Raw genomic sequence first — 26,252 nt, 5'->3', positions numbered from 1 at the left:
CCAAGGGCCCCGGTTTCCCCCGATTAGCGGTTGTTGCCGAACGCGCCTTTTGGCGACGAGGCCCAGCGCGCGCCAGTCGCGGGCAGGTAGCCGCCGCAGGCACGCCGCTTGTCCGCTGCCGGTCAGCGCCCGAGCAGGTCGTGCAGAGCGAGCGCCATCACGAGCGCCGCGTCGGCCATGTCGTCGATCCCCACCCACTCGTCGGGCTGGTGGGCCAGGTCGAGGATGCCCGGGCCGTAGGCGATGCAGTTCTTCAGCCGGCCGATCCGGTCGATGTGCTTCTGGTCGTAGGTGCCGGGGCTCGCCACATGCGCCGGCGCCCTGCCGAGCACCCGCCCCACCGCCGCGCCCACCGCCCGCACGACTGGCGCCTCCGCATCGGTCATCGAGGGAGCGACGTCGAACAGGTCGCGGATCTCGTAGCAGAAGCCCGGTCGGCTTGCCTTTACCCGCTCCATCAGCGCGGCGATCTCGGCCTTGACGGCGTCGAGCGACTCCTCGACCGGAAAGCGCCGGTCGATGGTGATGCGGCAGCGGTCGGGGACGCAGGGCGCGGGCAGGCCCGTGTAATCCTCGGCCTGCTCCGGTTCGCCGCCATGGATCGCGTTGATGTTGAGCGTCGCGGCCCGCGCGCCCTCGGGCACCACAGGCATTGCCGTGCCGCGTGCGGCCAGCAGGGGGAAGAGCGTCGCCTCCATCTCGGCCAGCACCGCCCCCATGTGACGCACCGCACAGTCGCCGAGAAACGGCATCGAGCCGTGCGCGATCCGCCCCTGCGTCTCGATCTCGGCCCACCAGACCCCTCGATGGCCGAGGCAGATGCGGTCGGGGTTGAGCGGCTCGGGGATGATGACGTGCTGCACCCGCTCGGGCGAGAACCAGCCCCGCTCGGCGAGCCACGCCACGCCGCCGTAGCCGCCCGATTCCTCGTCGGCCGTCGCGCTGATCTCGATGGCGCCCGCAAAGTCGGGGAAGGCGGCGGCGAACGCCTCGGCCGCCGTCACCGCACTCGCGATGCCGCCTTTCATGTCGCAGGCACCGCGGCCGTAGATTCGCCCGTCCTTCAGCTCGGCGCCGAACGGCTCGACCGTCCAGCCGTGGCCGACTTCCACCACGTCGTGATGGCCGTTGAAATGCACGCAGTCGCCCGGCCGCACCCCCTCGCGCCGCGCGACGAGGTTCCAGCGCGGATGGGCCTCGCTATCGGCCAGCGCCCCCTCGGCGCGGATGAGTTCGACCGAAAACCCCGACCGTTCGAGCCGCGCGCCCAGCGCCTCGCAGATCTCGCGGTAGCGCAGGCCGGGCGGGTTGAGCGTCGGGATGCGGACAAGCTCCTGCGCGAGAGCCACCATCTCGCCCCGCCGGGCATCGATCTCGGCACGCAGACGCGGGAGGGGATCGGCGCTCATGAGCGTCAGCCTAGGCGCGGCCCCCCGCGGTCACAAGCGCCCCGCGGCGCCGCACCCGGAACAGGAGCGGCTCACCCGCCGAACATGCGGTAATAGGCCCAGTCGGGCAGGAACTGGCTGCCGCGGAAGACGTAGGAAAACAGCGCCGGGAAGCTCTTCTTGAAGCGATCGGTCTGCATGAAATCGAACATGATCTCGGCTGCGGGCTCTGGATCCATGATGAACGGCATCGAAAAGTCGTTCTTTTCGGTCTGCCGTGTCCGGATGAAGCCGGGGTGGATCACCTGAACGTCGACGCCGGTCTTGCGCAGATCGTAATGCATGCACTCGGCCAGCGACAGCAGCGCCGCCTTCGACGCGGTATAGCCGATCGAGCCGGGCAGGCCGCGGAACGCCGTGAGCGAGCCGGTGATGACGACATGGCCCGAGTCGCGCGCCACCATCCCCGGCACGGCTTGCCCGAGAACGCGGGCGCATCCGGTAAAGTTTATGTCGCACATCGCCGTGACCTGGCCGGCGTTCCACTCCCGCGCCGATTGCGGCCAGTAGACGCTGGCGAGGTAGACCACCCCGTCGACATCGCCGGCGAGGCCGGCGGCCTCCTTCACGGACTCGTCGTCGGACACGTCGCACGGCGCGATGGTCGTCTGCCCCGGCAACTCCTCGGCCAGTTCGGCGAGCCGCCCCTCGTCGCGTGCCGAAACGACGAGATGCGCGCCGGCACGGCTCATCTTCGTGGCCAGCGCCCGGCCGAGCCCCTCGCTCGCGCCCACGACCCAGTAGCGCTTGCCCGCCCATTCCCGCATGTCGTCTCCTTCCTCGGGCCACGCTTTTGGCCCCCGTCCTCAGACCCCGGTCCCGCGCCCTCGTCTCAGGCCACGGCGACCGGCCGCATCGTGGCCACAAGCTCGGCCACCTTGATCCCGAACTTCCTGAACTGGCTCCTGTTCATGATCGTGCCGTTCTCGGTCAGATACATCCAGTCCGTGACGTCCAGTTCGTGCCCGCCCGCCTCCTCGGGCAGCTTCATGCGGTAGCTCAGCATCAGGGCCGGCCCCTGCTGGCGGCCCCGCCCGGTGCCCACGAGATCGGGCGCGGCGGCCTTTACCTGCCCGTTCGCGCCGACGCTCAGTGTCCACTCCCTGTCCTGCGTGCGGCCCGAATCATAACGGAAATGCTCGGTCATGCGGCCCGTGTCGCCTTCCCAAGTGGCCTCGAAATCGGCCACGAAGCGCGAGGTGACGCGGCCCGTCGGCCCGTAGATCACCCCCTCGCACAGGATCTTGCCGTTCAGGTGCTCGCGGATGTCGAGCACCGGCCCCGGCGCTGCGGCATAGTCGGCCGGCGCCTGCGCGGGGAAGTCGGCGAAGCGCGTGCGCGCCCAGACGGCGCCGAGCGCGAGGGCGGCGCCGATCAGCAGCCACAGGATGGTCATGGCGTTTCCTCCAGCTTGGTGGCGGCGAGCAGCGCGATCGCCGCGACTTTCAACACACAGGGCACGAGCGCGTAGAGCAGGGTCAGCAGGCGCAGCGCGTCCTCGGGATTGTCCGCCCCGGCCCCGGCGCGGAATCCCGCCGCCTCGAGAGCGGGCAGCAGCAGCGCGGCGGCGAAGGCGAGCGTGAACTTGGTGGTGAACGACCACAGGCCGAAGCCCTGCCCCCCGTTCGGCGAGACCGCGGCCATCCGCCGGGCAAAGAGCGCGGGCAACAGGACAAGGTCGGCGCCGATCGTGGCGCCCGAGACGATGCAGACGAGCGCGAAGGCCACGGTATCGCCAGGGCCGAGGGCGAGCACGACGGCGAAGGAGGCGATGGCGAGCACCATGGCGACCAGCAGCACCCGCTTCTCGCCGAAGCGCGCGGCGAGGCGGCTCCAGACGGGGGCCGAGGCGGCTGCGGCGAGGAAGAACAGCACCAGAAGCGGCCCCTCCCAGCCGGGCGCCTCGAGCCGGCTCTCGACGTAGAACAGGAACAGGGTCGAGGTGATGGCAAGCGGCGTTGCGTTGACGAGGGCGAGGATCAGGAGCCGCCGCGCCTGCCGGTCCGAAAGGATCTCGCGGATCGGTGTCGCCTCGCCCCCGGCCACCGTCCCCCATTCGGGCGCCATGGCCAGCGCGGCGAGAACCGTCACCGCCGCGAAGCCCCACGCGAAGACGGCGAAGGGCGCGGGCGCCACGCCGCTCAGGACGGTCGGCGCGATGGCAGCGAGGCAGACGCCGAGCAGCGCGCCCGTCTCGCGCCAGCCGGCGAGACCGACATGGCCGCCTCTCAGCGTGCCCGCCTTGGCGACGCCGCGGGCATAGAAATTGATGGTCAGGAACGAGAAGGCACTGAAGAGCCCCGTGATCGCGATGCCGAACCACCAGAGCGGCGCGACGGGCGGGGCGACGGCGAAGAGCGCCACCATCGAGCCCGCAAGCACGGCCGCGCCGAGGGCCACGGCCGCGGGCCGCGCCGACCCCAGTCGCTCCGAAAGCCAGCCGAGGGCGGGATCCTGCACCACGTCGAACAGGCGCAGGCCGAACAGCACCGCGCCGAGGGCCGTCAGGCTGACGCCATAGCTGTCGGCGTAGAACTTGGGCGCATAGATGTAGATCGGCAGCCCCGCCCCTGAGAGCACGGCGGCGTAGAGCGAATAGGCCCACAGCCTGTCCCCCCCGGCCCGCGAGACGACGGCCGTCACGGCCCCAGGATCCCTTCCGGAGCGCGCCCTGTCACCGCGAGACCTCCTCCAGCGGTGGCTCGGGTCGGGAGCGGAAGGTGGCCCCCTTCCACCACAGCTTGAGCGCCTGCCAGTGGATCAGCGCCAGCACCCGGCGCGAACCGAAGGGCCGGCGCAGGCTCGACCGCAGGATGCCGCGGCTCGTCAGGGGCAGGCGGGGACCGGTCAGCGTGGCGATCAGGCCGCCGTTGCCACGGGCATAGTCGATCCAGATGCCCACCTTGTCGGGCCGGATGTCGAAGCGGAAGGTGTAGCCCCCCTCGATGGGCTGAAAGGGCGAAACATGGAAGATCTTGGTCGCCTCCAGCACGTCCTCGCGCGCGATGGGCTGCCTGTCGTTGCGATAGGCGAGGTAGGAATGACGGTCGCCGAAGGTGTTGCTCACCTCGGCGATCACCACCCGCAGCGCGCCCGCCCGATCGTGGCACAGCCAGAACGAGACCGGGTTGAAGACATGCCCCAGCACCCGCGGCTGCGCCATCAGCAGGATCTGCCCGTCGGCCTCGACCAGACCGTGGGCATCCAGCACCTCGCGTGCCCATGGGGCGCCGCGCCCCAGCTTCGGCGGGCCGCCGTGGTCGGCATCGTGCAGCGCGGCGAGGTTGGCGCGGTTGCGCGAGAACAGGCGCGGCAGATGGTCATACGCCGCCTCAGGGTCGAGGATGACGTAATCCACCCCGTAGCGGAACGTGTTGCCCACGCCGCCCCGTCGCCCGTGAAAGGTCTGCCCCGGCACGTGATCGAGCACGGCGGTCATTCCGCGGCGACCTCGGATGCACGCTCGCGGCCGAGCGCCTCGACCACGTCGACGGCGCTCGCCAGCCCGTCCTCGTGGAAGCCGTTCTTCATCCATGCCCCGCAGAACCACGTGTTGCGGCTCCCGTTCCGCGCGGCGATCCGCTCGCGCGCGGCAAGCGCGGCGAGATCGTACATCGGGTGGTGCATCACCGTGGCGTCGTGGATCAGCTCTTCGCGGATGCGGCCCGTCTGGTTGAGGGTCACGAAGAGCGGATCGTCCTTGGGGATGGGCTGGAGCGCGTTCATCCAGTAAGTCACGCCGATTCGTTCGGGCCGCTCGCCCGCGTCCTCGGTGTAGTTCCACGACGACCAGCACAGCCGGCGGCGCGGCATCACCCGCGTGTCCGAATGCAGCACCACCTCGTTTGGCTGGTAGCGGATCGCGCCCAGGTCGCCCTGTTCCTCCGGCGTCGCGTCGGCGAGTGCCGCGAGCGCCTGGTCGGTATGGCAGGCGAACACGACCTCGTCGAACGCCTCCCACTCCGCCCCCGCCACGCGCAGTTCGACCTCCGCGCCCACGCGGCGCACGCCCGCCACCGGCGTGCCAAGGCGGATGTCGACGCCCTGCGCCCGCATGGCGGCCTCGAGTCGCGTGACATACTGGATCGAGCCGCCGGGCACGGTGTACCACTGGTGCTGGCCCTCGTAGTCGAGCAGGGCGTGGTTGCGGAAGAAGTCGATCATCGCCTTCGCGGGGAAGTCGAGGATGCGATCGACCGGCGTCGACCAGATCGCGCCGGAAAACGGCGTGAGGTAATGGTCGCGGAACCACGGCCCGAGCCGCAGCGCGTCGATCAGCCCGCCGATGGTCATGCCCGGCCGCGCCGCCGCCTCGGCCTGCCGGTTGAACGTCACGATGTCTCGGATCATCCGCAGATAGGCCGGGCGGGCGGCGTTGCGGCGCTGCGCGAAGATCGAATTGTAGCTCGCCAGACCGTATTCGAGCCAGCCGCCCCGGATCGAGGCACCGAACGACATCTCGCTGTCGACGCGCGGAACCCCGAGCCGCTCGAACAGCGCGGTCAGATGCGGATAGTTCGGCTCGTTGAACACGATGAAACCGGTGTCGACCGGCTGGTCGCCCCGTTTTCCGGCGATTTTCGTGCGGGCATGGCCGCCGAGGCGCGGCTCGGCCTCGATGAGCGTCAAGCGATGGCTGTCGGCGAGCATGTGCGCCGCGCCCATTCCGGCGATCCCGGCGCCGACGACGGCGATCCGCCGGGGGGCGGGCGCAATGGCTTCGAATGGCATGGAGAGGTCGTTCCTTGGTCGTTGCTTAATTCTTACGGAGGCCCGGTGGAACCGGATCACAGCTTGCCGCGTTGATCCAGTCCAGGCCGGCGCGCGTATCCGTGGCATGTTGACCGACGTGTCGCACTTCTCATCCACGGTCCTGCCGTGCGGCCCTTCCCCCCATGCGCCTTCGCCGGCGCAGGACTGGAGGCGCCTCGTGGCCAAGGACGACAGCCTCGCGCGGACGACCGACGCGCGTGACGCGGAGGATGCGGAGGATCGCGAGACCGACACACCGGACGAGGCGTGGGTCTGGCACCTGCGTCGCATACACGAGCACAAGGATCACGCGGCCTTCGCCGAGCTCTTCGCCCATTTCGCGCCGAGGGTGAAGTGGTTCCTGATGAAGGCGGGGGCCGACGAGACGACGGCGGAGGAATGCGCGCAGGACGTGATGGCCACGCTCTGGCGCAAGGCGCACATGTTCGATCGGCAGCGCGCGACGGTGGCGACATGGATCTTCACCATCGCGCGAAACCGGCGGATCGACATGATCCGCCGCGAGAGACGGCCCGAGCCCGAGGCGCTGCCCTGGGGCCCGGAACACGAGCCGGAGCCGGCCGAGCAGGTCGCGCTCAGGCAGGAGAGCGAGCAGCTCGTCGCGGCCCTGCGACGGCTACCGGAAAAGCAGAGGGAATTGGTGGAAAAGGCCTATTTCGCCGACTTGAGCCATTCCGAGATCGCCGAGGCCACGGGCCTGCCGCTCGGAACCATCAAGTCGCGGATCAGGCTGGCGCTGGAAAAGCTCCGCCACGAGATGAAGGTGAGCGAGTGACGATGACGACAGAGGCGACCCTGCACGCGGCCACCCCCGCCGCGCACCAGCTCGACGAAGAGATACTGGCAGCCTACGCGGCAGGCACCCTGCCCGAGGCGCTGGCGATCGTGGTGGCCGCGCAGGCGTCGATCTGCCCGGTCACGCGCGAGCGTCTGCGCGAACTCGAGGCGATCGGCGGCGGTCTGCTGGCGCTCGGCGAGAGCCGCAAGATGGCTCTGGGCAGCTTCGAGGCGACCTTGAAGAAGATCGCCGAGCAGGCGCAGGAACCCGAGGCCGACGCAGCGGTATCCGCGCCCTGCGACGTGCTGCCTGCCCCCATCCGCGAATACGTCGGGGGCGGGATCGACGCGGTGCGCTGGCGGCCGGTGGGCCTGGGCGCGCGGCAGGCGATCCTGCACGATTCGGGCGAGGCGAGCGCCCGGCTGCTGCACATTCCGGCCGGAACGGAGCTGCCCGATCACGGCCACAAGGGGCTCGAAATGACGCTCGTGCTGCAGGGCGCCTTTCTCGACGGCGACGCCCGCTATGCCCGTGGCGACGTGGACGTGGCCGACGAGGGGATGGAGCACCGCCCCATCGCCGATGTCGGCGAGGATTGCGTGTGCCTCGTGGCCTGCGAGGGCAGGCTGAGGTTCTCGGGGCTGCTTCCCCGGCTCGCGCAGCCTTTCATCGGCATCTGATCAGGGCCGCAGGATCGTCACGCCCTTGCGCTGGGGCTCGTCCGGCGCCGTGGTGTCGAGCTCGAAGTTCTCCAGCTTCGCCGCCCGTCCCATGGCCCGGTGCGCGGCCGTGCCGATGCCGTCGAGGTCGCCCTGCGCTTGGGCGAGGTGTGTCTGCAGCTTGCCGACGCGCTCGACCACCTGCTCGACATCGCGGTGCAGCAGACCGAGCGTGGCCCGGATCGCGCCCGCCTGCTCGCGCATCCGCGCGTCCTTGAGCACGGCGCGCAGCGTGTTCAATACCGCCATGCAGGTCGTCGGCGAGACGATCCATACCCGTGCGGCAAAGCCCTCGCGCACCACGTCGCCGAAGCGGGCGTGGAGCTCGGCATAGACCGCTTCCGACGGCAGGAACATCAGCGCGCCGTCGGCGGTCTCGCCCGGCACCACGTATTTCTCCGCGATCGCCCGGATGTGGCCACGCACGGCCGTCCGAAACGCGCGTGCGGCCTCCTTGCGCTCGGCCTCGGTCGCGGCTGCACGGAGCGCCTCGTAGGATTCCAGCGGGAACTTGGCGTCGATCGCCAGCGGCCCGGTCGGCGGCGGCAGGTCGATCACGCAATCGGCGCGCTTGCCGTTCGCCAGCGTCGCCTGCCAGCGGAAGGCGTCGGGCGGCAGCGCCTTCGACAGGATGTCGTGCAGCTGGATCTCGCCGAAGGCGCCGCGCGTCTGCTTGTTCGACAGGATGTCCTGCAGGCCCAGAACGTCGCCCGACAGCTTCTCGATATTGGCCTGCGCCCGGTCGATCGCCGCCAGCCGCTCCTGCAACTCGCCCAGAGAATGGGCGGTGCGGGCGGCGGCCCCCGACAGGCTTTCGCCCATCCGCTCCGAGACGTCGGCCAGCCGCGCCTCCACCGCCTGCACGGCCTGCGCCTGCGCGCCCGCGCTGCGGCTCTGGGCGTGGGCCAGCGCCTCGACCTGCGCGGCGAGGCGCGCGGCGGTGCGCGCGGCGCGGCCCGCGCGGATCACGGCGAGCGCAAGAAGGAGCAACAGGAGCGCCACCGCACCGCCCACCGCCTGCACCAGCGGGTCGGCGGGGTCGACCGGCAGGGCGGCCAGCACCGACTCGGGGCTCATGCCCGGCCGAACAGGCGGTCGATATCGGCGAGCCGCAGCTCGACCCAGGTGGGCCGGCCATGGTTGCACTGGCCGGAATGCGGCGTCGCCTCCATCTCGCGCAGCAGCGCGTTCATCTCGTCGGCGCTCATGCGGCGGCCCGAGCGGACCGACCCGTGGCAGGCGACGCGGGAGAGCACGGCGTCGAGGCGCGCGCCGAGCGTGGTCGTGTGCCCCATGTCGGCGATCTCGTCGAGGATGTCGTGCACAAGGCCCCTGGCATCGACAGGGCCGAGCAGGGCGGGCGTCTCGCGCACGGCGACGGCGCCCTGCCCGAAGGGCTCCACCGTCAGGCCGAGACGCGACAGGTCATCGGCCACGGCGAGCAGGCGGGCGCAATCGTCGTCCGACAATTCCACGATCTCGGGGATCAGCAGGGCCTGCGCGGCGATGCCCGCCTCGGCCGCCTGCCGCTTGAGCTTTTCGTAGACGAGGCGCTCGTGCGCGGCGTGGGCGTCGACCAGCACCATCCCCGTCTCGGTCTGCGCGACGATGTAGGTCTCGTGGAGTTGCGCCCGCGCCGCACCGAGGGGCCTGTCCAGGGGCGCATCGTCTGCCAGCGGCTCGACCCGCGCCGCGGGCGCCTCGGCGAAGCCGGGCGCGGCAGGTTCTGGCGACACGGGCAGCGGCGCCCCCCACCCGGCCGGCGCCTGCGCGGCCCGGGCGGCAGACAGGGCACGGGGGCCGGGCCTGTCCATCTGGTAGACGCGGCGGCCATGGGCCTCTCCGGCGGGCTCGGGCCGCATCGCGCCCAGCGCGGCGCCGGCGAGCGTGGTCGACGCGCGATGCCCGGTCTCGGCCAGCGCGTGACGCAGGGCCGAGACGATCAGCCCCCGCGCCAGCCCGGGCTCGCGAAAGCGCACCTCGGCCTTGGCCGGGTGCACGTTGACGTCGACGCGCTGGGGGTCGCAGTCGAGGAAGAGCGCCGCCGCCGGGTGCCGGTCGCGCGACATCAGGTCGGCATAGGCGGCGCGGAGCGCGCCGATCAGCAGCTTGTCGCGCACGGGGCGGCCGTTGACGAAGAGATACTGCGCCACCGCCGATCCGCGCGAGAAGGTCGGCAGCGCGGCGAAGCCGGTCAGCCGCAGTCCCTCGCGCTCGGCCTCGATGCGCACGGCGTTGTCGACGAACTCCGCTCCCACGATCCGCGCGAGCCGGCCCGCGAGCGCACCGAACAGGTCGCCCGTCTCGGCGTCGGCACGGAAGGTGACGCGCGGCTCGGCGGTGCAGTCGGTGAGGGTGAAGGCGATCGCGGGCTCGGCCATGGCGAGGCGACGCACGACATCGCCGATGGCCTGCGCCTCGGCCCGATCGGTGCGCAGGAACTTCAGCCGCGCCGGCGTGGCGTGGAACAGGTCGCGCACCTCGACCACGGTGCCCCGCGACAGGGCGGCGGGGCGCACCGCGCCGCCTCTGCCCCCGTCGACGCGGATCTCGGCGGCCTCGGCCGCGCCCTCGGCCCGCGAGGTCAGCGTCAGCCGGGCGACGGCGTCAAGCGAGGCCAGCGCCTCGCCCCGGAAGCCGAAGGAGCGGATATCGAGCAGGTCGGCGCCGTCGATCTTGGATGTGGCGTGGCGGGCGAGCGCAAGCGGCAGGTCGGCCGCGGCGATGCCATGACCGTCGTCGGCCACCCGGATCAGCCGCTTGCCGCCTTCGGCGATCTCGATCGAGATGCGCCGCGCGCCCGCATCGAGCGCGTTCTCGACCAGCTCCTTGACCGCCGAGGCGGGGCGCTCGACCACCTCGCCGGCGGCGATGCGGTTGACGACCGTCTCGTCGAGTTGAGCGATCCCGCGCCGTTCAGCGCCTATGTTGCGGTCGTGCAGCACCATGCCACAAGGGGTAGCATGGCACGGCGCCTCCCGTCCAGCGGGCTCAGTTGCCCGCGTCCAGCCCCTGCGGCTTGCCCACCACGACGAAATGCAGGTCGTCGGGGCGGATCACGCGGGCCGCGACGCGCTGCACGTCGTCGAGCGTCACCGCCTCGACCTTGGCGTTGCGGGTGTTGACGTAGTCGATCGGCATGTCGTCGAGCTGCATGCCGACGAGAATGTTGGCGATCCGCTCGTTGCCGTCGAAGCGCAGCGGGTAGGCGCCGGTCAGGTAGGTCTTGGCGCGCTCGAGCTCTTCCTCGGTCACGCCCTCCTCGGCCATGCGTTGCCACTCGTCGCGCACGACGCTCACCGTCTCGCCCACCCGGTCGTTGACCGTCGAGACGAAGCCGCGCAGCTGGTCGGCGTAGAGCTGCGTCCAGAGCCCGGCATAGATGCCGTAGGTCAGGCCGCGCTCGCGCCGAACCTCTTCCATCAGGCGCGAGTTGAGCCCGCCACCGCCCAGGATCTGCGTCAGCACGAAGGCGGGGAAGAAATCGGGGTGATCCATCCCGATCCCCTCGTGGCCGAAGGCGACGACCGATTGCGGCGTGTCGAATTCCACCACCGTCAGACCGCCCTCGAGGGCGCTCGCGGCCTGATCGGGCAAGGGCGCACCGGTCTCGGGCAGACCGCCCAGCAGGTCGTCGAGCATCGCGCCGAGCTCCTGGGCGTCGATGTCGCCCACGGCCGCGACATGCACCCGGTCCCGTGCCATCACACGGCCCCTCGCCGCCACCAGGTCGTCGCGCGTAAGCGCGGCGACGCTCTCGGGCGTGCCCTCGTGCGGGGAGCCGTAGGGATGGTTCGGGAAGGCGAGCGCATTGTAGCGGTCGGTCGCGATGGTCTGCGGATCTTTCGCGTCCGAGGCGAGATTCGACAGAACCTGCCCGCGCACCCGCTCGATCGCGCTCTCGTCGAAGCGCGGCTCGGTCAGGGCGAGGCGCAGAAGCTCCAGGGCCTCGTCGGCGTTCTCGCTGAGGAACCGCGCCGACACGGCGAGCGAGTCGGGGCCCACGTCGAAGTCGAAGCGGGCGGCCAGCTCGTCGGCGGCGATGGAGAAGGCTTGCGCGTCCATGTCGCCCGCGCCCTCCTCCAGCAGCGCGGCCATGAGGTTTATGGCGCCGCGCTTTCCCTCGGCGTCGAGCGAGCCGCCCCCCTCGAAGCGAAGCTCGAGCGCGACCATGGGGATCGAGTGCTCCTCGACCATCCAGGCGTCGATGCCGCCGGGCGAGGTGACCGGCGTGATGTCGATGGCCGCGCGGGCGGGCGCCGCCACGGCGAGCGCGAGGCCGAGAGCCGCGACCAGGCGGAGCGGGGCGGTCATTGCGTCACCTCCGCGGCGCCGGCGCCAGGCACAGGCGCGACCTCGGCGGTTTCGTCGCGCTCTGGCGTGCGCAGGTAGCCGGTGACCGAGCGGCGCGGGTCGAACACGGCGCGGGCGGCCGCCATGATGTCGTCTTCGGTCACCGAGTCGAGGATCTCGGGCCAGGCCTCCACGTCCTCGACCGTCAGGCCGCTGGTGAGCGCCACGCCGTAGCGGCGGGCGAGGCCCTGCAGGTCGTCGCGGGCATAGATCTCCTGCGCGCGGACCTGCAGCTTGAGCCGCTCGAGCGCCGCGGCGTCGACGCCCTCGTCGAGGAAGCGGGCGATCATGCGATCCATGTCGGCCTCGGCCTCGGCCAGCGTCCTGTCGGGCGTGGGCACCACGACGAGGCCGAAGGTCGTGTCGTCGAGGGAGGTGCCGTTGTAGAATGCGGCGGCGTAGAGCGCGCGGCTCTCCTCGATCTCGAGCACCCGCTTCATCAGCGGCGTCGGCCCGTCGCCGCCCAGAAGCTCGGCCAGCAGCGTCAGCGCAGCCGCCTCCTTCTGCGCACCGGCGTCGCGCTCGGGCGCGAGGTAGGTGCGGATGACGTAGGGCTGCGCCACGCGCGGATCCTCGTAGGTGACCGTGCGGGGCGCACGCTGCGGCGGCTCCTGCGGGCGGGCGCGATCCACGATGTCAGGGTTGGCGGGGATCGGCTCGTAATGCGCCTCGGCAAGCGTGCGCACCTCGTCGGGGGTGACATCGCCCGCGACGATGAGGATGGCGTTGTTGGGGGCGTAGTGCTCCTCGTAGAAGGCAAGCGCGTCCTCGCGCGTCAGCTCGCGCATCTCGTGCTCCCAGCCGATGACGGGAATGCGGTAGGGATGGGCGAGATACTGCGCCGCGCGCCGCTGCTCGGCGAAGACGGCGCCGGGGCTGTTCTCGATGCGCTGGTTGCGCTCTTCGAGGATCACGTCGCGCTCGGTGGCGACGAGCGCCGGGTCGAGCGCGAGATTCGTCATCCGGTCGGCCTCCATCTCCATCATCAGGCCGAGGCGGTCGGCGGCGACGCGCTGGAAGTAACCCGTGTAATCCTGAGCGGTGAAGGCGTTGTCGCTGCCGCCCTGCGCCTCGACCACGGCAGAGAACTCGCCCGGGCCCAGCGTCTCGGTGCCCTTGAACATCAGGTGCTCGAGGAAATGCGCGATGCCCGAGGCGCCCGGGGGCTCGTCGGCGGCACCGACGCGATACCAGACCATGTGCACGACGACGGGCGCGCGGGTGTCTTCGAGCACGACGACGTCCATTCCGTTGTCGAGGGTGAAGGTGGTGACCTCGGCGGCGCGCAGGGGCAGCGCGGCGAGGAGGAGCGCAGCGAGCGGGGCGATCAGGCGCATGGGCTCTCCGTTCTGACTTGGCCGCCCATAGGTGTTGCCGGCGCGGCCCGCTTCAAGCCGGGCTACGCGCTTGTGAGCGCCGCACCGGCCTCGGCAGCGACGCGGCGGGCCTGTTCAGAGGGGCGGTTGCCGGGGACTCGGGCGTCACTCGGCAGGCAAGGGCGGCGCGGCGGAGGAGCGGGCCCCGGCCCGCCGCCAGCGCTCCTGCTCGGCATGCTGGTTCAGTTCGGTCTGCGCGTAGGCGTCGAAATAGGTCGTCACGTTGAACAGCCGCTCGAGCACCCGCCCGCGATTGTTGCGGCGGAACTCGAGATCGGCCGCCGCCAGCTCTTGGCGCACGCCGGGCTGCACGCCGTACCGGCTGGCCGAGCGCACCAGATCGGGGGCGGACGTGCGGCCGTCGCGCACCAGCCGCGACGGGCTGCCGCCGAGGGCCGCCACCGCGTCGCGATCCGGCGTGGCATCGGTACGGTTGCCGCTGCCGGGGGCCGACGGCGGCGGAAGCGCCGACAGGTCGTCGGGTATCTCGATGGGCTTGCCCGGCACGATGGCAAACTCGTCGGGACCCTGCGTGCTCTGGATGCGCATGAGATTGGGCTCGCCCCGCGCGCAGGCAGACACCAGCGCCACGAGCGCCAGAGCCGCGACCGCCCGATATGTCCGCGCCCCGATCATTGCCCTTCTCCTAGCAGGGGTCGCCGCCGCCGTCACGGCCCATTCTGTCGGGCGTCGCGCCGTCCGTCGCCCGAAAACAGCACCAGCCCGATGGCGCCGGCGAAGATGAACACGTCGGCCACGTTGAAGATGTAGGGATTGTCGATGCCGCAGCACGACATGTTGAGAAAGTCGAGCACGCCCGGATGGAACACCCGGTCGAGCGCGTTGCCGAGCGCACCGCCCACCAGAAGGCCCGCCGAGACGAACTCGACGCGCCGGGAAAAGCCGCGCGCCCACCACAGCACCAGCCCGCAGAGCACCAGGGCCACCGCGATCAGCCCGTAGCGCAGCGCATCGGAGTCGCCCGAGAGAAGCCCGAAATTGACACCCGTGTTCAGCCCCTTGCGGAAGACGAGGTAGGGCGGCGCGACGTCGATCTGGCGCAGCGTGATCAGATCGAGCCCCCAGATGACGCCGTATTTCGTCGCCTGGTCGATGGCGAAGGCCATCGCTGCCGCGATCCAGAGCGCGCGCATCAGTGCCGGAAGTGGCGCATGCCGGTGAAGACCATGGCGAGGCCCCGCGCGTCGGCCGCCGCGATCACCTCCTTGTCGCGCACGGAGCCGCCCGGCTGGATGACCGCGGTCGCCCCCGCCTCGGCCGCGGCGATCAGACCGTCGGCAAAGGGGAAGAAGGCGTCGGAGGCGACGACCGAGCCCTTCACGGTCGGCTCGGGCAGGCCGAGCGCCCCGGCCATGTCGGCCGACTTGCGCGCGGCGATGCGGGTGGAATCGACCCGGCTCATCTGGCCCGCGCCGATGCCCACGGTCGCGCCGCCCTTGGCATAGACGATGGCGTTCGACTTGACGTGCTTGGCAACGGCCCAGGCGAAGAGCAGGTCGGCCACTTCCTGCTCGGTGGGCTCCCGCTCGGTCACCACGCTCAGGTCTTCGGCCGAGACCAGCGCCGTGTCGCGATCCTGCACGAGGAAGCCCCCCGAGACCTGCCGGATCGCCTGCCCGGGCGCGCGGGGGTCGGGCATGCCCCCTGTCAGCAGCAGGCGCAGGTTCTTCTTGCCCGCGAACACCTCTCGCGCGGCGTCCGACGCGCCGGGGGCAATGACGACCTCGGTGAAGATCTCGGTGATGGCGCGCGCCGTGTCCTCGTCGAGCGGCCGGTTGAGGGCCACGATCCCGCCGAAGGCCGAAACGCGGTCGCAGTCGAACGCCTTGCGATAGGCTTCCGCAGGCGTGTCGCCGCGGGCCACGCCGCACGGGTTGGCATGCTTGACGATGACGCAGGTGGGGTGGTGCGGCTCGAACTCGGCCGCCAGCGCCCAGGCGGCGTCGGTGTCGTTGATGTTGTTGTACGACAGCGCCTTGCCCTGCACGTGCTCTGCCGTGGCCACGCCGGGACCGCCCGAGCCGTCGGCGTAGAAGCTCGCCTGCTGGTGGGGATTCTCGCCGTAGCGCAGATCGAGCGCCAGCCGCCCCGCGACAGCGACGCGCCGAGGCGCGTGCGGCTCCATCATCTCGTCGCCGATCCGCGCGGCCATCCAGCCCGACACCGCGGCGTCATAGGCCGCCGTCCGGGCGAAGGCGGTTGCCGCGAGGCGCCGCCGCGTGGCGTGGCGCGTGCCGCCCTCGGCCTCGATCTCGGCCAGCACTTCCGCATAATCCTCGGGGTCGGTCACCACGGTCACGAAGGCATGGTTCTTGGCCGCAGCCCGCAGCATCGCCGGGCCGCCGACATCGACGTTCTCGATCGCCTCGTCCCAGCCGGCGCCACCGGCCACGGCCGCCTCGAACGGGTAGAGATTGACCGCCAGCAGGTCGATCGTGGGGATGGAATGCTCCTGCATCGCCGTCAGGTGATCGACCTCGTCGCGCAGGGCGAGCAGGCCACCGTGGATCCGGGGGTGCAGTGTCTTGACCCGCCCGTCCATCATCTCGGGGAAGCCCGTGACCTCGGCGACGTCGCGCACCGACAGGCCGGCCTCGCGCAGCGCCCGCGCGGTGCCGCCGGTCGAGATAAGCTCGACCCCGGCGCCGGCGAGCGCGGTGGCGAAGTCGACCAGCCCGCTCTTGTCGGAGACGGAGATCAGCGCACGGCGGATCGGCAGGATGTCGGGGTCGGCCATGGTCAAGCCCTCCGGGATCGGCTCAGCCCGCCTCGTCCTCCACCTCGGCAAGGGCGAAGTCGCGGGTCACGCGCGGGGTATCCTCTGCCTTCGCCAAGGTCCAGCCGATCTGGCGCGCGCCCTCGGTCACATGCCCGGACAGCACGATCTGCTCGGTGCCGCGCGGCCGCAGCCGCCCCGCCTCGAGGTAGACCGACGGCTCCAGCCGCATCTCGGCGCTGCCGTCGTGGCGGAACACCCATGTCTCGCCCGAGCGCAGCACGAGGCTCACCGCGCCGCCGCCCATGTCCTCCTCGGCGTCGACATCGGGGTGCAGGTGGAATCGGATCGAGTAGGGCACGCCCTGCATGCGGCTGCGCGTCATCTCGTCGTCGAAGGCCGCGCGATCGCGCTCGGTGAGGGCACCCAGCGTGTCCTCGCCCGTCAGCACCCGCCCGTCGCGGCTCAGCGAAAGCTTCCGGACATGGGTCATGCCATGCGTGGGCACGTAGCCGTCGTGGCCCACCATCAGGTGCTGACCGCGGGCGTTGCGGGTGACCTGGGCGCGCACGTCGCGGGGGATCTCCTCGAGCACCTCGACCTCGCCCGTGCCGCGACCGCGGTTCAGCGCCGAGAGAGCCAGCCTCGACGACGACGTTCCGTCTATGGCGAGGGTCGAATGGCTGGCCGTCGCCCGCCCCGCGCGTCGCCACGTCTCGCCGAAGATCGCGCCCGAGCCGCAGTTGACGATCACCGGCCGCCGGCCCGATGTGAGCTCGAAGGCGAGGGTGGAGGCGTGCGCGTTGCGCGAGGCCGCGCCGCCGGGCGGCACGGCGGCATCGACGATGACGGAGGTGCGCGCCGCGGCGAGCCGGGCGAAGCCCATGGCCAGCCCCTCCCGCCGCGCGCCGCCGCGGATGCCGGCGGCCGCGAGCGCCTGGTCGAGCCGCCCCTCGGCACCCCGCCCGCCGCCGTGGAAGCGGGCCAGCCCCCCGTCGACATGGCGCAGGGCGCGCAGGGTCGGCGCCATCCGCTCCAGCGCGGCGGTGAGCGGCGGGCGCCCCCCCCGACCCAGGCCATGCAGCGCCTCGGCGACCCAGCTCAGCAGCGTGAACACCTCCATCAGCTGCTCCGGGTTGCGAGAGGCAATGCCCCCCGCCGCGTCGATCTCGCGGTCGCACTGCGTGTCGAGCGCGGCGAGCGCGGGCTCGAGCCGCGTCTCGAGCCCCGTGAGCGAAAGCCCGGCATAGACAAGCCCGCACAGCGCCTCGAAGCGCGGCAGGCCGGGCGAGGCGGCCCGCCAGCGCCGCGCGAGGTAGGCGGCCTGACGGCCGAGCGCGGCGAAATAGGCGTCGGATGCCGCCCGGTCGCGGGCATGGAGAAGAAAGAGCGCATGGTTGATCCAGCGGATCAGGCGCCGTCCCGTCAGGTCGGGCGTCCAGCCCGGGCCACGGCCGGTGCCGTAGCGTGCGATCCAGCCCTGCAGCCAGTCCTGTGCCTTGGCGCGGGCCTCTGCGGTGCCGAGCGCGGCGAGATCGTCGAGCCAGAGAAACCCGTGCAGCTCCTGCTCGAAGCGCGGCGCCGGAATCGGCAGATCCCACAGCGGCGTGCCCGGCGCCTCGATCAGGAACCCCGAGAACAGGAAGTTGCCGGCGACGAGCTGCCGCCCCCGCGCCACGGAACCGAAGCTGCGCGGCTCGGGCTGCGACACGAATCCGGTCGCGCCGCGACCCCGGCCGGCAAGACGCGCGTGCACCCGGTTCCACGCGCCGTCCGCCTCGCTCCGCCCCGCCTGCTTCCTCGCCGCCGCCATTCCGCCGCTCGCCTCTCTCAGCCGCCGCGCCAGGCTAGGCGAGCCGGCCGGCGCTGTCACGACGGCCGGGCGGTCCGGGCCCCGAGCCTGGTCGGGGCGTGGCGGGACTGCACGGCGCAGGGCGCGGGACTCGCGGCACGGCGTTTCGAAACGCCGTGACGACGCGGCTTCGAAGCCGCGTGACAAGCCGCGTCGACGCGGCTTGGGCCAACGGCCTTCGAAGGCCGTTTCCTCCGTCGCCCGGGCGGTCCGCCTCAGGACTCGCGGCGCAACGCGGCGATATGGAAACCGTCGAGACCGCCACGGTCCTCCCAGGTCTCGGGGGTGATGCGCAGGGCGCCCGGCCCGGCATCCCACGCCGCCTCGAGCCCCGGCAGCGCCCCGATCGCCGCGGGGTCGGGCGCGAGCCCCGGATGGCACGCCAGGGCGTCGGCAACGACCGCTTCGCCCTCTTCGGGCAGCAGCGAACAGGTGCAGAAGACAAGCCGCCCTCCCGGCCGCAGCCACCCCGTCGCACGCTCGAGCAGGGCTGACTGGATCGTGGCGAGCGGCTTGAGGTCTTCCCGCTTGCGGACGAAGGGCAGGTCGGGGTGCCGGCGCAGCGTGCCCGTTGCGCTGCAGGGCGCGTCGAGAAGGATCGCGTCGAAGGGCGCCTCGGGCGCCCACTGCAGCGCATCGGCCGTGACGATCTGCGCGGCGAGGCCCGTGCGCGCAAGGTTATCCCGCAGGCGGTCGAGCCGCGCATCCGACACGTCGAGGGCGGTGACCTCGGCCCCCGTGGCGGCCAGTTGCAGGGTCTTGCCGCCCGGCGCAGCGCAAAGGTCGAGAACGCGCTGACCCGGCGACGGCGCGAGGGCCCGCGCCGGCAGCGCCGCGGCCGCGTCCTGCACCCACCACGCCCCCTCGGCGTATCCCGGCAAGGCCGAGACCTGCCCGCCCGCGCGTCGCCGCAGCGTGCCGGTCGGCAGCACGTCGGCCTCCAGCCGCTCGGCCCAGTCGCGGCGATTGTCGCGCAGGGTGAGGTCGAGCGGCGCGGGCGCGGAGCACGCTGCCTCGATCCGCGCCGCCCGTGCGTTGCCGTAGGCCGACGAGAGCCGACCGCGCAGCCAGCCCGGCAGCCGCTGCGGCGGCAACGCGGCCCACATCTCCGGCTCGGTCTCGGCCACCCGGCGGAGGATCGCGTTGACCATTCCGGCGGCGCGGGCTTGCCGCAGACGGGCCAGATCGACGCAGGCGTTGACGACGCCATGGGGCGCGGCCCCTTCCTCCAGAATCTCGACGGTGCCGAGGCGCAGGACGGTGCGGATGTCGGCGCGCGGCGGGCGGCGCAGGAGCGGGGCGAGCACCGCATCGGCCTGTCCGAGCTTGCGCAGCGTGGCGCGGGCCAGACGGCCGGCACGCGCCCGTTCGGCCGGGGCGGCCGCGGTGAGGGGCGGCGCGTCCTCCTGCTCGGCCAGCGTCTGCCCCCGCTCCAGCACGCCGGTCAGCAGGCGAAGGGCCAGGGCGCGCGCATCCTCGGCGATCGTCTCTCTCCCTGCGTGGGCGCCGGCCACGTTGCCGGAACTCGCTGCGCGCGTATATCAGGCGCACGGGGCCGACAAGCGACGGAGGCGGCTATGAGCGACGATAGCGACACCGGCGAGGCGGAGCCCGGCCCGCCCGACCTGCCCGAGGCCGCGAAACGCGCGCTTGCCGAGGCCGAGGCGCGGCGGGCCGGGATCGACGCCCGCAGTGCCGCCCTGCCGAAGGAGATCGGCGGGCGCGACGGCCCCGAGCCCGCGCGCTACGGCGACTGGGAGCGCAAGGGCATCGCCAGCGACTTCTGAGCCGGCACCACAGCCCCCTCGGACGCCAAGGGCGATACCCGCTCAGCGCAGGCGGAAATCGGCGGACTGCCCCTGCCCCTGGTCGGACACGAAACGCAGGGTCGAGCCGTTGCGCAGGACAGCCTGGCAGTTGTAGCCGATCTCGCGATCCCCCCAGTAGAGGTCGCGGCAGAAGAAGTTGTCGCGCCAGCGCCAGTCGCCGGTCACGTCGATGCCCAGGCCCTTGCCCCGGATCGCGCCGTCGGGCGTCACGCGCAGGCGCACGCCGGGGTACTTGAGGGTGCGCCCGTCCACGAGGCTCACGAATTCCGAGCGGTCGCGCACCAGCTCGAAGGACTCGGCGCTCGCCTCCGCGGCGAACATGGCGATTGTCGCTGCGGCAAGCGCCGCGATCGAAGTCTTGGCAGGCATGGTCGTCTCCCAGGTTCGCGGCGTTTTAACGCAGCGCGGCCCGGGAATGGATTTCCGGCACCCGCACCCTCACGGGAATGTGACCGCAAGGCGGTCGGCCGCTGCCGCCGTCAGAGCCCGAGCACGTCGGTCATGGCATAGTGGCCGGGCGGGCGCCCCTGCCCCCAGAGCACCGCCCGCAGCGCGCCGCGGGCGAACAGCGCCCGGTCGGAGGCGGCGTGGCGCAGCACGATCCGCTCGCCCGGACCGGCGAAAAGCACGTCGTGCTCGCCCACGATGTCGCCGCCGCGGATCGCCGAAAAGCCGATACGCCCCGGCTCGCGGGCGCCGGTGATGCCGTCGCGCGCGGCCTCGTAGACGTCGCGCAGCGCCACGCCACGCCCCTCGGCCGCGGCCTCGCCCAGCATCAGCGCGGTGCCCGAGGGCGCGTCGACCTTGTGGCGGTGATGCGCCTCGATCACCTCGACGTCGAACTCGGGGCCGAGCGCGGCGGCCACCTGGCGCGTCAGCGCGAGCAGCAGGTTCACGCCGAGGCTCATGTTGCCGGCCCGCACGATCACCGCGTGCCGCGCCGCCGCGTCGATCCGCGCGAGATGATCTTCGGTGAAGCCCGTCGTCCCGATCACGTGCACCGCGCGGGCCTGCGCGGCGATGCCCGCAAGCTCGCAACTCGCCTCGGGGGCGGTAAAGTCGACGACGCCCTGGGCCTGCGCAAGCGCCTCCCACGGGTCGTCGGTGACGCGCACGCCGAGGGGGGCCGCGCCCATCGCCACGCCGGCATCCTCGCCGAGCCAGGCGTGGCCGGGCCGCTCGAGCGCGGCCGAGAGCTCCATGTCGTCGCGCCCCGCGATCTCGTGCAGGAGCATCCGTCCCATCCGGCCCGACGCCCCCGCGACCACGATCCTCGGCATCTCGGACATCTGCGCCCTCCCGCTCCCGTTCGCCCCCCTCTACGCCGGGCGCGCGCGGGCTGCAAACCGCGCCGCTTGCGCGGGGGCGCGGCCCGCCCTAGGTGACCCGCATGGCTCGCAACGCGCATCACTCCGGCCCCGGCCCGTCGCAACGGCAGCTGCGGGTCGGCGAACTCGTCCGCCGGACGCTCTCAGACGTGCTCGCCCGCGGCGAGGTGCACGACCCCGACCTGTCGGGCGTCTCGATCACCGTGGGCGAGGTGCGCCTCTCGCCCGACCTCAAGCACGCGACGGTATTCGTGCTCCCGCTGGGCGGAAAGGGCGCCGACGAGATGCTCGCCGCGCTCAAGCGCAACCACTCCGAGTTGCGCCGGCTCGTCTCGAAGCAGCTGACGCTGAAATACGCGCCCGACCTGCGCTTTCGGATCGACGACACGTTCGACAGGATGGACGAGACCCGCCGCCTGTTCTCGCAGGACAGGGTGGCGCGCGACCTCGCCCCCCATGCGGGCGAGACGCCCGACAACGAGTAGCCGGATGCTCCGATTCGTTGCGCTCGTCCTCGCCGCGCTGACCGGGGGCACGGCCGCCGCGGCCGACGCCGAAGCCGCCTGCCGTGCGATGGAGCACGACGGCGCCGCCTACACCGTGTGCAGCTACCGCGCCGATACCGACGACATCCGCCTCTGGCACAGCGACGCGACCGGCGCGCTCTACGGCTCGTTCAACGCGATCGACCGCGCGCTGCGGGGGGAGGGGCTGCGGCTGGCCTTCGCGACGAACGGCGGCATGTATCACGACGACCGCGCGCCGGTCGGCCACTACGTCGAGAACGGGGTCGAACGGGTGCCGCTGATCGAGGGGGACGGGCCGGGAAATTTCGGCCTTCTGCCCAACGGCGTGTTCTGCTGGGGCGACGGCCGCGCGGCGGTGATCGAGACGACCGATTACGCCGCCCGCCGGCCCGCCTGCCGCTTCGCCACCCAGTCGGGCCCGATGCTGGTGATCGACGGCGCGCTCCACCCGCGTTTCCTGCCTGCCTCCGACAGCGTGCACATCCGCAACGGGGTGGGCGTGGCAGCCGACGGGGTGACGGTCCATTTCGCCATCTCAGACGAGCGGGTGAATTTCCATGCCTTCGGACGGCTGTTCCGCGACGGCCTGGGCGTGCCGAACGCGCTCTATCTCGACGGCAAGGTCTCGCGCCTCTACGCACCCGCGATCGGCCGAGCCGATGTCGGCTGGCCGCTCGGCCCCATCGTGGGGGTCGCGGAGGCGGCGGACTGAGGCGCCCCGCGCCGGGACGCGCGGACCTCGCCTTCGGCATCGGCCCACCCGCCCCGGCAGCCCTCGCCTGCGCGCGCCGCCCGTGGCAGGCGAGGCGCTCCGATCCCGCGGCGCAGCGCGGCGGCGGTCGGGCGCCTGCGTATTTGGAACAGAAAGACGCGGGGCACGCGCGACCCTGTCGTCGGCCGGGCGCGCTGCCTGGGCTTGGGTGAGGCCGGCTGCGGGTCGGCCCTCGGGCGCTCAGGCGAACCGCCCGTGGCAGAACCAGCCGGCGGAAAGCGCGGCGCCATGGGCGTAGTAGAGCCAGAGCCGCTCGCCGCCTGCCACCTCCACCTGCCAGTAGTCGCGCACGCCCGTCCGCCAGTCGGGCTCGTCGAGCCACCACTCGGGCGCGATCCGCTCGGGCCCGGTGGCCGCCACCGTCTCGAAGCGGCGCCGCCGCCAGCGGAACCGCGCGGGCGGGCCCGCGGAGCGGACCGATGCTGTCGCTTCGGGGGCGGGCTCGGGGGGAGCGTTGGGCACAGCGCCGGGGTCGGCACCTACCGGCGCTGCGAGCACGGGCTCGGGGTGCACGGGCTCGGGGTGCACGGGCTCGGGGTGCACGGGCTCGGGGTGCACGGGCTCGGGGTGCACGGGCTCGGGGCGGAAAACGGCCAGCGGCCGAGGCACCGGGGCGGGCACGACCCAGCCGCGTGCAGGCTCCGACCAGGCCGCGCCCTGCACCTGTGTCGTCTTCTCGGGGATGTGGCTGTCGCCAGGATGCAGGCGCAGCACCGAAGCCTCGCCGACCCGCGCGCCGAGCCGCCCCACAAGGTCGTCGAGCGCCGTTGCGGCGCCGGCCGCTTCCCCCCGCTGCACCGCGTCGCTCACCGCGAGCTGGCCGCGATGGCGGGCGGTGTGTACCGGCTCGGTCACGTGCGCCTCGAGGCGCACCACGTCGATCCCGTCGCCGGCTTCGATGTCGGGCAGCCGCATCGCGAGCAGGGGCCGCAGCCGCTCGGGGTCGGCCGTGGGCCGGGCGAGGCCCACCTCGGCCCAGTGCTGCGTGCGGTCGGTGCGCTCCACCCGCAGGCGCACCCGACGCGCGCCCCTCCCCTTCGCCTTGAGCCGCTGCGCGAGCTCGGGCAGCAGCCGGTCGAGCGCCGCGGCGAGATCGGCCTCGAGCCCGATCGGCTCGGGCAGGGTCAGCCGCACGGCGAAGCGGGGCGGCGGCGCGGCGGGCGCAAGCGGCTCGGGCACCGTGCCGAACGCCTGGTCGAGCCGGAGCACCAGCTCCTGCCCGAACCGCCGGGCGAGGCCGGCCCGGGGCTGGCCGGCCACATCCTCGATCCGCCGCAGCCCCAGCCTGGCGAGCTGCGTCACCACCGCGTCGGGCAGCCTGAGCGCGGCGACGGGCAGCGCGGCGATGGCGCCGCGCGTGCGCCCCGGCGGCGCGATCCGCCCCTCGGGCGCCGGCACGGCCTGTGGCGGGGGGCGCACGCCGCCCCGCTCCCAGTGCCGGCGCCTGGCCGCACGAGAGCGCGTCGCCCGCGCCTCCTGGTCGATCGCGTCGCCGCTGCGCGCGGCCGCCGGGCCGCCGGCCCCGCCATAGCGGGCGAGCGCCCAGGCCGCGCCGAGCGTGTCGGCGATCCCGGCACGTACCGTCAGGCCTAGCCCCGCGCAGTCCGCCTCGACCTGCGCGAGCAGCGCCGCCTCTCCCCCGAACAGATGGGCGCAGCCCGTCAGGTCGGCGGCCAGCCCCGCCGGCGGCTCGGCCGCGATCCAGGGCGAGAACTTGCCGGCCCAGCGCTGGAGCGCGGCGAGGAAATCGGCCTCGGCCCTCGGGTTCTCGATCCGGGTCACGAGCTCGGGGCACATCGCGCGCGCATCCCGCACCGGCTGGCCGCGGGCGAGCCCCGCCGCCTGCGCCTCTCCCGACAGCGCCACGAGCAGCGGCACGCCCCGCCGCTCGCCCACCACGGCGAAGGGCGCAGCGCCGAGCCCCGGCTCGGCGCGCAGGCAGCGCTCCGCGGCAAGGCGCGGAAACCACAGCGAAAGGATCCGTCGGGTCGGCATGGGGCAGCGTGCGAACCGGCAGCCAGTTGTTCTCTTTATGTTCTACCTGCTGAATCCACCCCGAGTCGAGTCCGCCCACGCCGCAGACACCGCCGATCCCATAATCATCCTGGCCCGAATACTCCGGGGGAGCCGCCCCGGAACGGGGCGGCGGGGGCAGCGCCCCACGCCACGGCGCCGCCGGACCAAACGCGACCGAACGCGCGTCAGACCCGCTCGATGGCCAGCGCGATGCCCTGTCCGCCGCCGATGCACATGGTGACGAGAGCCCGGCGCGCGCCCATCCGCTCCAGCTCGTGGAGCGCCTTCACCATCAGGATCGCCCCGGTCGCCCCGACCGGGTGGCCAAGCGCGATCGCGCCGCCGTTGGGGTTCACCTTTGCCGGGTCGAGCCCCAGCCCGCGATTGACCGCGATGGCCTGCGCCGCGAAGGCCTCGTTCGACTCGATCACGTCGAAGTCGTCCACGCTCAGCCCGGCCCTCGCGCAGAGCGCCTCGACCGCCGGGATCGGGCCGACGCCCATCACCTCGGGCCGGACGCCGGCATGGGCATAGCCCAGCACCCGCGCCCGCGCCTTCAGCCCCGCGCGTTCCGCCGCCTCGGCGCGGGCGAAGACGAGGGCCGCCGCCCCGTCGTTGATGCCGCTCGCGTTGCCGGCGGTCACGGTGCCGTCCTTCCGGAAGGCCGGCCGCAGCCCCGCCAGCGCCTCGGCGCTCGTCTCCTTGGGGTGTTCGTCGCAGGCGAAGGCGACCGTCTCGCGCTTGCGCTTCACCTCGACCGGCACGATCTGGCCGTCGTAAAGACCGTCGGCCAGCGCGCGCGCCGCGCGCCGCTGGCTCTCGAGGGCGAAGGCGTCCTGGTCCTCGCGGCTGATCTGGCGCTCGTCCGACACGTTCTCGGCGGTCACGCCCATATGCCCGGTGCCGAACGGGCAGTTGAGCGCGCCGAGCATCATGTCGAGCGCGCGCACGTCGCCCATCCTGGCCCCCCAGCGCCCCTCGGTCAGCACGTGAGGGCTGCGGCTCATGCTCTCGGCCCCGCCGGCCACGCCGAACTCCGCGTCGCCCAGCGCCAGCCCCTGCACGACCGAGACGACCGCCTGCGCGCCCGAGCCGCAGAGCCGGTTGACGTTCATCGCCGGGCAGGTGTCGGGGATTCCCGCCTCCATCGCCGCGACGCGGGAAAGATACATGTCGCGCGGCTCGGTATTGATGACGTGGCCAAAGGCGACGGTGCCCACCTGCGCCCCCTCGACGCCGGCATCGGCGAGAGCGGCCTGCGTCACCGCGGCGCCCAGCGCGATGGGCGGGGTGCCCGCCAGCGCGCCGCCGAAGGTGCCGATCGCCGTGCGGCGCCCCGAGAGAATCACGATATCGTCCATGCGCCTGCCCTCCCCGTCTGGTCACGGGCGAAGGCTAGCGCCGAACGCGAGCCGGCGCCGAGATGACGTAACGTCCCGTGCGGATCAGCGCAGCGGTGCGGGACGGTTCAGCGGTGCGGGCGGGGCGACATGGGCGCGCGCCGCCTCGGGGTCGAGAAACCGCGCGACGAGCGCGCGCAGCAGCGGGCTTTCGGCCAGGGGGCCGCGCTCTGCCGTCGGAAGGCGGCCGTCGCCCGGGCCGCCTGGGGGGGTGATGGTCATGACCGCCTCCTCGTGGCCATCGTGGACAACGAGGGAACCGCCAGATGATTGAGAGGGTATGAAGAATGGCCGGGCAAGACGCCCTGTGCGGCCCGATTTCGCCGCGAGGCCGAAAAAGGAAT

Annotated in this window: 25 protein-coding genes; 5 read left to right on the top strand and 20 right to left on the bottom strand. The window is 72.5% G+C overall.

All coding sequences use genetic code 11. The features are described 5' to 3' along the window. Positions 1 to 122: 122 nt before the first annotated feature. From DLJ49_RS02705 to DLJ49_RS02680, 6 genes are all read right to left on the bottom strand, one after another. Positions 123 to 1,409, bottom strand: coding sequence for an acetylornithine deacetylase/succinyl-diaminopimelate desuccinylase family protein (locus DLJ49_RS02705; RefSeq protein ID WP_115391980.1), 1,287 nt, complete (start codon positions 1,407 to 1,409; stop codon positions 123 to 125). Positions 1,410 to 1,480: 71 nt separating this feature from the next. Further along, complete coding sequence (locus tag DLJ49_RS02700; protein ID WP_115391979.1) at positions 1,481 to 2,215, bottom strand: SDR family NAD(P)-dependent oxidoreductase; 735 nt, start codon at positions 2,213 to 2,215, stop codon at positions 1,481 to 1,483. A gap of 65 nt (positions 2,216 to 2,280) precedes the next feature. Continuing rightward, complete coding sequence (locus tag DLJ49_RS02695) at positions 2,281 to 2,844, bottom strand: DUF3833 family protein (protein ID WP_115391978.1); 564 nt, start codon at positions 2,842 to 2,844, stop codon at positions 2,281 to 2,283. Continuing rightward, positions 2,841 to 4,091, bottom strand: a complete 1,251-nt coding sequence (locus DLJ49_RS02690; protein ID WP_115391977.1) for an MFS transporter — start codon at positions 4,089 to 4,091, stop codon at positions 2,841 to 2,843. Before DLJ49_RS02690 ends, DLJ49_RS02695 begins: the two co-directional genes overlap by 4 nt. 31 nt (positions 4,092 to 4,122) lie before the next feature. Beyond that, positions 4,123 to 4,887, bottom strand: a complete 765-nt coding sequence (locus DLJ49_RS02685) for a DUF1365 domain-containing protein (protein WP_115391976.1) — start codon at positions 4,885 to 4,887, stop codon at positions 4,123 to 4,125. Next, positions 4,884 to 6,179 carry an NAD(P)/FAD-dependent oxidoreductase gene (locus DLJ49_RS02680; RefSeq protein ID WP_115391975.1) on the bottom strand — a complete coding sequence of 432 codons (1,296 nt, stop codon included), beginning with the start codon at positions 6,177 to 6,179 and terminating at the stop codon, positions 4,884 to 4,886. Before DLJ49_RS02680 ends, DLJ49_RS02685 begins: the two co-directional genes overlap by 4 nt. Positions 6,180 to 6,378: 199 nt before the next feature. On the opposite strand from DLJ49_RS02680, the gene DLJ49_RS02675 reads away from it, so the two are divergent. Together DLJ49_RS02675 and DLJ49_RS02670 are read left to right on the top strand one after the other, a co-directional pair. Beyond that, positions 6,379 to 6,996 (top strand): sigma-70 family RNA polymerase sigma factor, encoded by a 618-nt coding sequence (locus tag DLJ49_RS02675; protein WP_369932414.1) that lies wholly within the window; start codon positions 6,379 to 6,381, stop codon positions 6,994 to 6,996. A gap of 2 nt (positions 6,997 to 6,998) precedes the next feature. Next, positions 6,999 to 7,679 carry a ChrR family anti-sigma-E factor gene (locus DLJ49_RS02670; RefSeq protein WP_115391973.1) on the top strand — a complete coding sequence of 227 codons (681 nt, stop codon included), beginning with the start codon at positions 6,999 to 7,001 and terminating at the stop codon, positions 7,677 to 7,679. Here the strand turns inward: DLJ49_RS02670 and DLJ49_RS02665 are convergent, their stop codons facing one another. From DLJ49_RS02665 to DLJ49_RS02625, 9 genes are all read right to left on the bottom strand, one after another. Next, on the bottom strand, positions 7,680 to 8,795 hold the full coding sequence (locus DLJ49_RS02665; protein WP_115391972.1) for a DNA recombination protein RmuC: 1,116 nt from the start codon (positions 8,793 to 8,795) through the stop codon (positions 7,680 to 7,682). Further along, positions 8,792 to 10,666 carry a DNA mismatch repair endonuclease MutL gene (mutL, locus tag DLJ49_RS02660; protein WP_115391971.1) on the bottom strand — a complete coding sequence of 625 codons (1,875 nt, stop codon included), beginning with the start codon at positions 10,664 to 10,666 and terminating at the stop codon, positions 8,792 to 8,794. Before mutL ends, DLJ49_RS02665 begins: the two co-directional genes overlap by 4 nt. A gap of 43 nt (positions 10,667 to 10,709) precedes the next feature. Then, positions 10,710 to 12,032 carry a M16 family metallopeptidase gene (locus DLJ49_RS02655; RefSeq protein ID WP_115391970.1) on the bottom strand — a complete coding sequence of 441 codons (1,323 nt, stop codon included), beginning with the start codon at positions 12,030 to 12,032 and terminating at the stop codon, positions 10,710 to 10,712. Then, positions 12,029 to 13,408, bottom strand: a complete 1,380-nt coding sequence (locus DLJ49_RS02650; protein ID WP_115391969.1) for a M16 family metallopeptidase — start codon at positions 13,406 to 13,408, stop codon at positions 12,029 to 12,031. Before DLJ49_RS02650 ends, DLJ49_RS02655 begins: the two co-directional genes overlap by 4 nt. Before the next feature lie 144 nt (positions 13,409 to 13,552). Beyond that, positions 13,553 to 14,083, bottom strand: coding sequence for a DUF3035 domain-containing protein (locus DLJ49_RS02645; RefSeq protein WP_115391968.1), 531 nt, complete (start codon positions 14,081 to 14,083; stop codon positions 13,553 to 13,555). Positions 14,084 to 14,115: 32 nt separating this feature from the next. Continuing rightward, positions 14,116 to 14,601 (bottom strand): signal peptidase II, encoded by a 486-nt coding sequence (lspA, locus tag DLJ49_RS02640; RefSeq protein WP_115391967.1) that lies wholly within the window; start codon positions 14,599 to 14,601, stop codon positions 14,116 to 14,118. Continuing rightward, positions 14,601 to 16,205 carry a bifunctional phosphoribosylaminoimidazolecarboxamide formyltransferase/IMP cyclohydrolase gene (purH, locus tag DLJ49_RS02635; protein WP_115391966.1) on the bottom strand — a complete coding sequence of 535 codons (1,605 nt, stop codon included), beginning with the start codon at positions 16,203 to 16,205 and terminating at the stop codon, positions 14,601 to 14,603. The genes lspA and purH overlap by 1 nt, the downstream gene beginning before the upstream one ends. A gap of 22 nt (positions 16,206 to 16,227) precedes the next feature. Then, positions 16,228 to 17,997 (bottom strand): heparinase II/III family protein, encoded by a 1,770-nt coding sequence (locus DLJ49_RS02630; protein ID WP_115391965.1) that lies wholly within the window; start codon positions 17,995 to 17,997, stop codon positions 16,228 to 16,230. 254 nt (positions 17,998 to 18,251) lie between these two features. Then, the gene (locus DLJ49_RS02625; protein ID WP_115392086.1) at positions 18,252 to 19,520 is read right to left on the bottom strand and encodes an RsmB/NOP family class I SAM-dependent RNA methyltransferase; all 1,269 of its coding nucleotides are present in this window, start codon (positions 19,518 to 19,520) and stop codon (positions 18,252 to 18,254) included. Positions 19,521 to 19,613: 93 nt separating this feature from the next. On the opposite strand from DLJ49_RS02625, the gene DLJ49_RS02620 reads away from it, so the two are divergent. Continuing rightward, positions 19,614 to 19,823, top strand: a complete 210-nt coding sequence (locus DLJ49_RS02620; protein WP_115391964.1) for a DUF1674 domain-containing protein — start codon at positions 19,614 to 19,616, stop codon at positions 19,821 to 19,823. Positions 19,824 to 19,865: 42 nt separating this feature from the next. Here DLJ49_RS02620 and DLJ49_RS02615 read toward each other — a convergent pair whose 3' ends face one another. Further along, entirely contained in the window at positions 19,866 to 20,234 is a 369-nt protein-coding gene (locus DLJ49_RS02615) for a dihydrodipicolinate reductase (protein WP_115391963.1), read from the bottom strand. Positions 20,235 to 20,344: 110 nt separating this feature from the next. Then, entirely contained in the window at positions 20,345 to 21,154 is an 810-nt protein-coding gene (dapB, locus tag DLJ49_RS02610; RefSeq protein ID WP_115391962.1) for a 4-hydroxy-tetrahydrodipicolinate reductase, read from the bottom strand. A 101-nt stretch (positions 21,155 to 21,255) separates the two neighbouring features. Between dapB and rbfA the strand changes: the two genes are divergently transcribed. Continuing rightward, on the top strand, positions 21,256 to 21,678 hold the full coding sequence (rbfA, locus tag DLJ49_RS02605; protein ID WP_115391961.1) for a 30S ribosome-binding factor RbfA: 423 nt from the start codon (positions 21,256 to 21,258) through the stop codon (positions 21,676 to 21,678). Between the two features lie 4 nt (positions 21,679 to 21,682). Continuing rightward, positions 21,683 to 22,432, top strand: coding sequence for a phosphodiester glycosidase family protein (locus tag DLJ49_RS02600; protein WP_115391960.1), 750 nt, complete (start codon positions 21,683 to 21,685; stop codon positions 22,430 to 22,432). Positions 22,433 to 22,672: 240 nt separating this feature from the next. On the opposite strand, the gene DLJ49_RS02590 is transcribed toward DLJ49_RS02600, so the two are convergent. From DLJ49_RS02590 to DLJ49_RS21635, 3 genes are all read right to left on the bottom strand, one after another. Then, positions 22,673 to 24,487: a Y-family DNA polymerase gene (locus DLJ49_RS02590; protein WP_233488631.1), complete on the bottom strand. Its 1,815-nt coding sequence runs from the start codon at positions 24,485 to 24,487 to the stop codon at positions 22,673 to 22,675. Positions 24,488 to 24,693: 206 nt separating this feature from the next. Beyond that, positions 24,694 to 25,869: a beta-ketothiolase BktB gene (bktB, locus tag DLJ49_RS02585; RefSeq protein WP_115391959.1), complete on the bottom strand. Its 1,176-nt coding sequence runs from the start codon at positions 25,867 to 25,869 to the stop codon at positions 24,694 to 24,696. A gap of 84 nt (positions 25,870 to 25,953) precedes the next feature. Beyond that, positions 25,954 to 26,130, bottom strand: a complete 177-nt coding sequence (locus DLJ49_RS21635) for a hypothetical protein (protein WP_158547380.1) — start codon at positions 26,128 to 26,130, stop codon at positions 25,954 to 25,956. Between the last annotated feature and the right edge of the window lie 122 nt (positions 26,131 to 26,252).

The organism is Rhodovulum sp. 12E13 (assembly GCF_003340565.1).
Taxonomy (GTDB): Bacteria; Pseudomonadota; Alphaproteobacteria; order Rhodobacterales; family Rhodobacteraceae; genus HLUCCA09.
The sequence above is the reverse complement of the archived record's forward strand: the minus strand, read 5'-3'. Positions and strand labels throughout refer to the sequence as shown.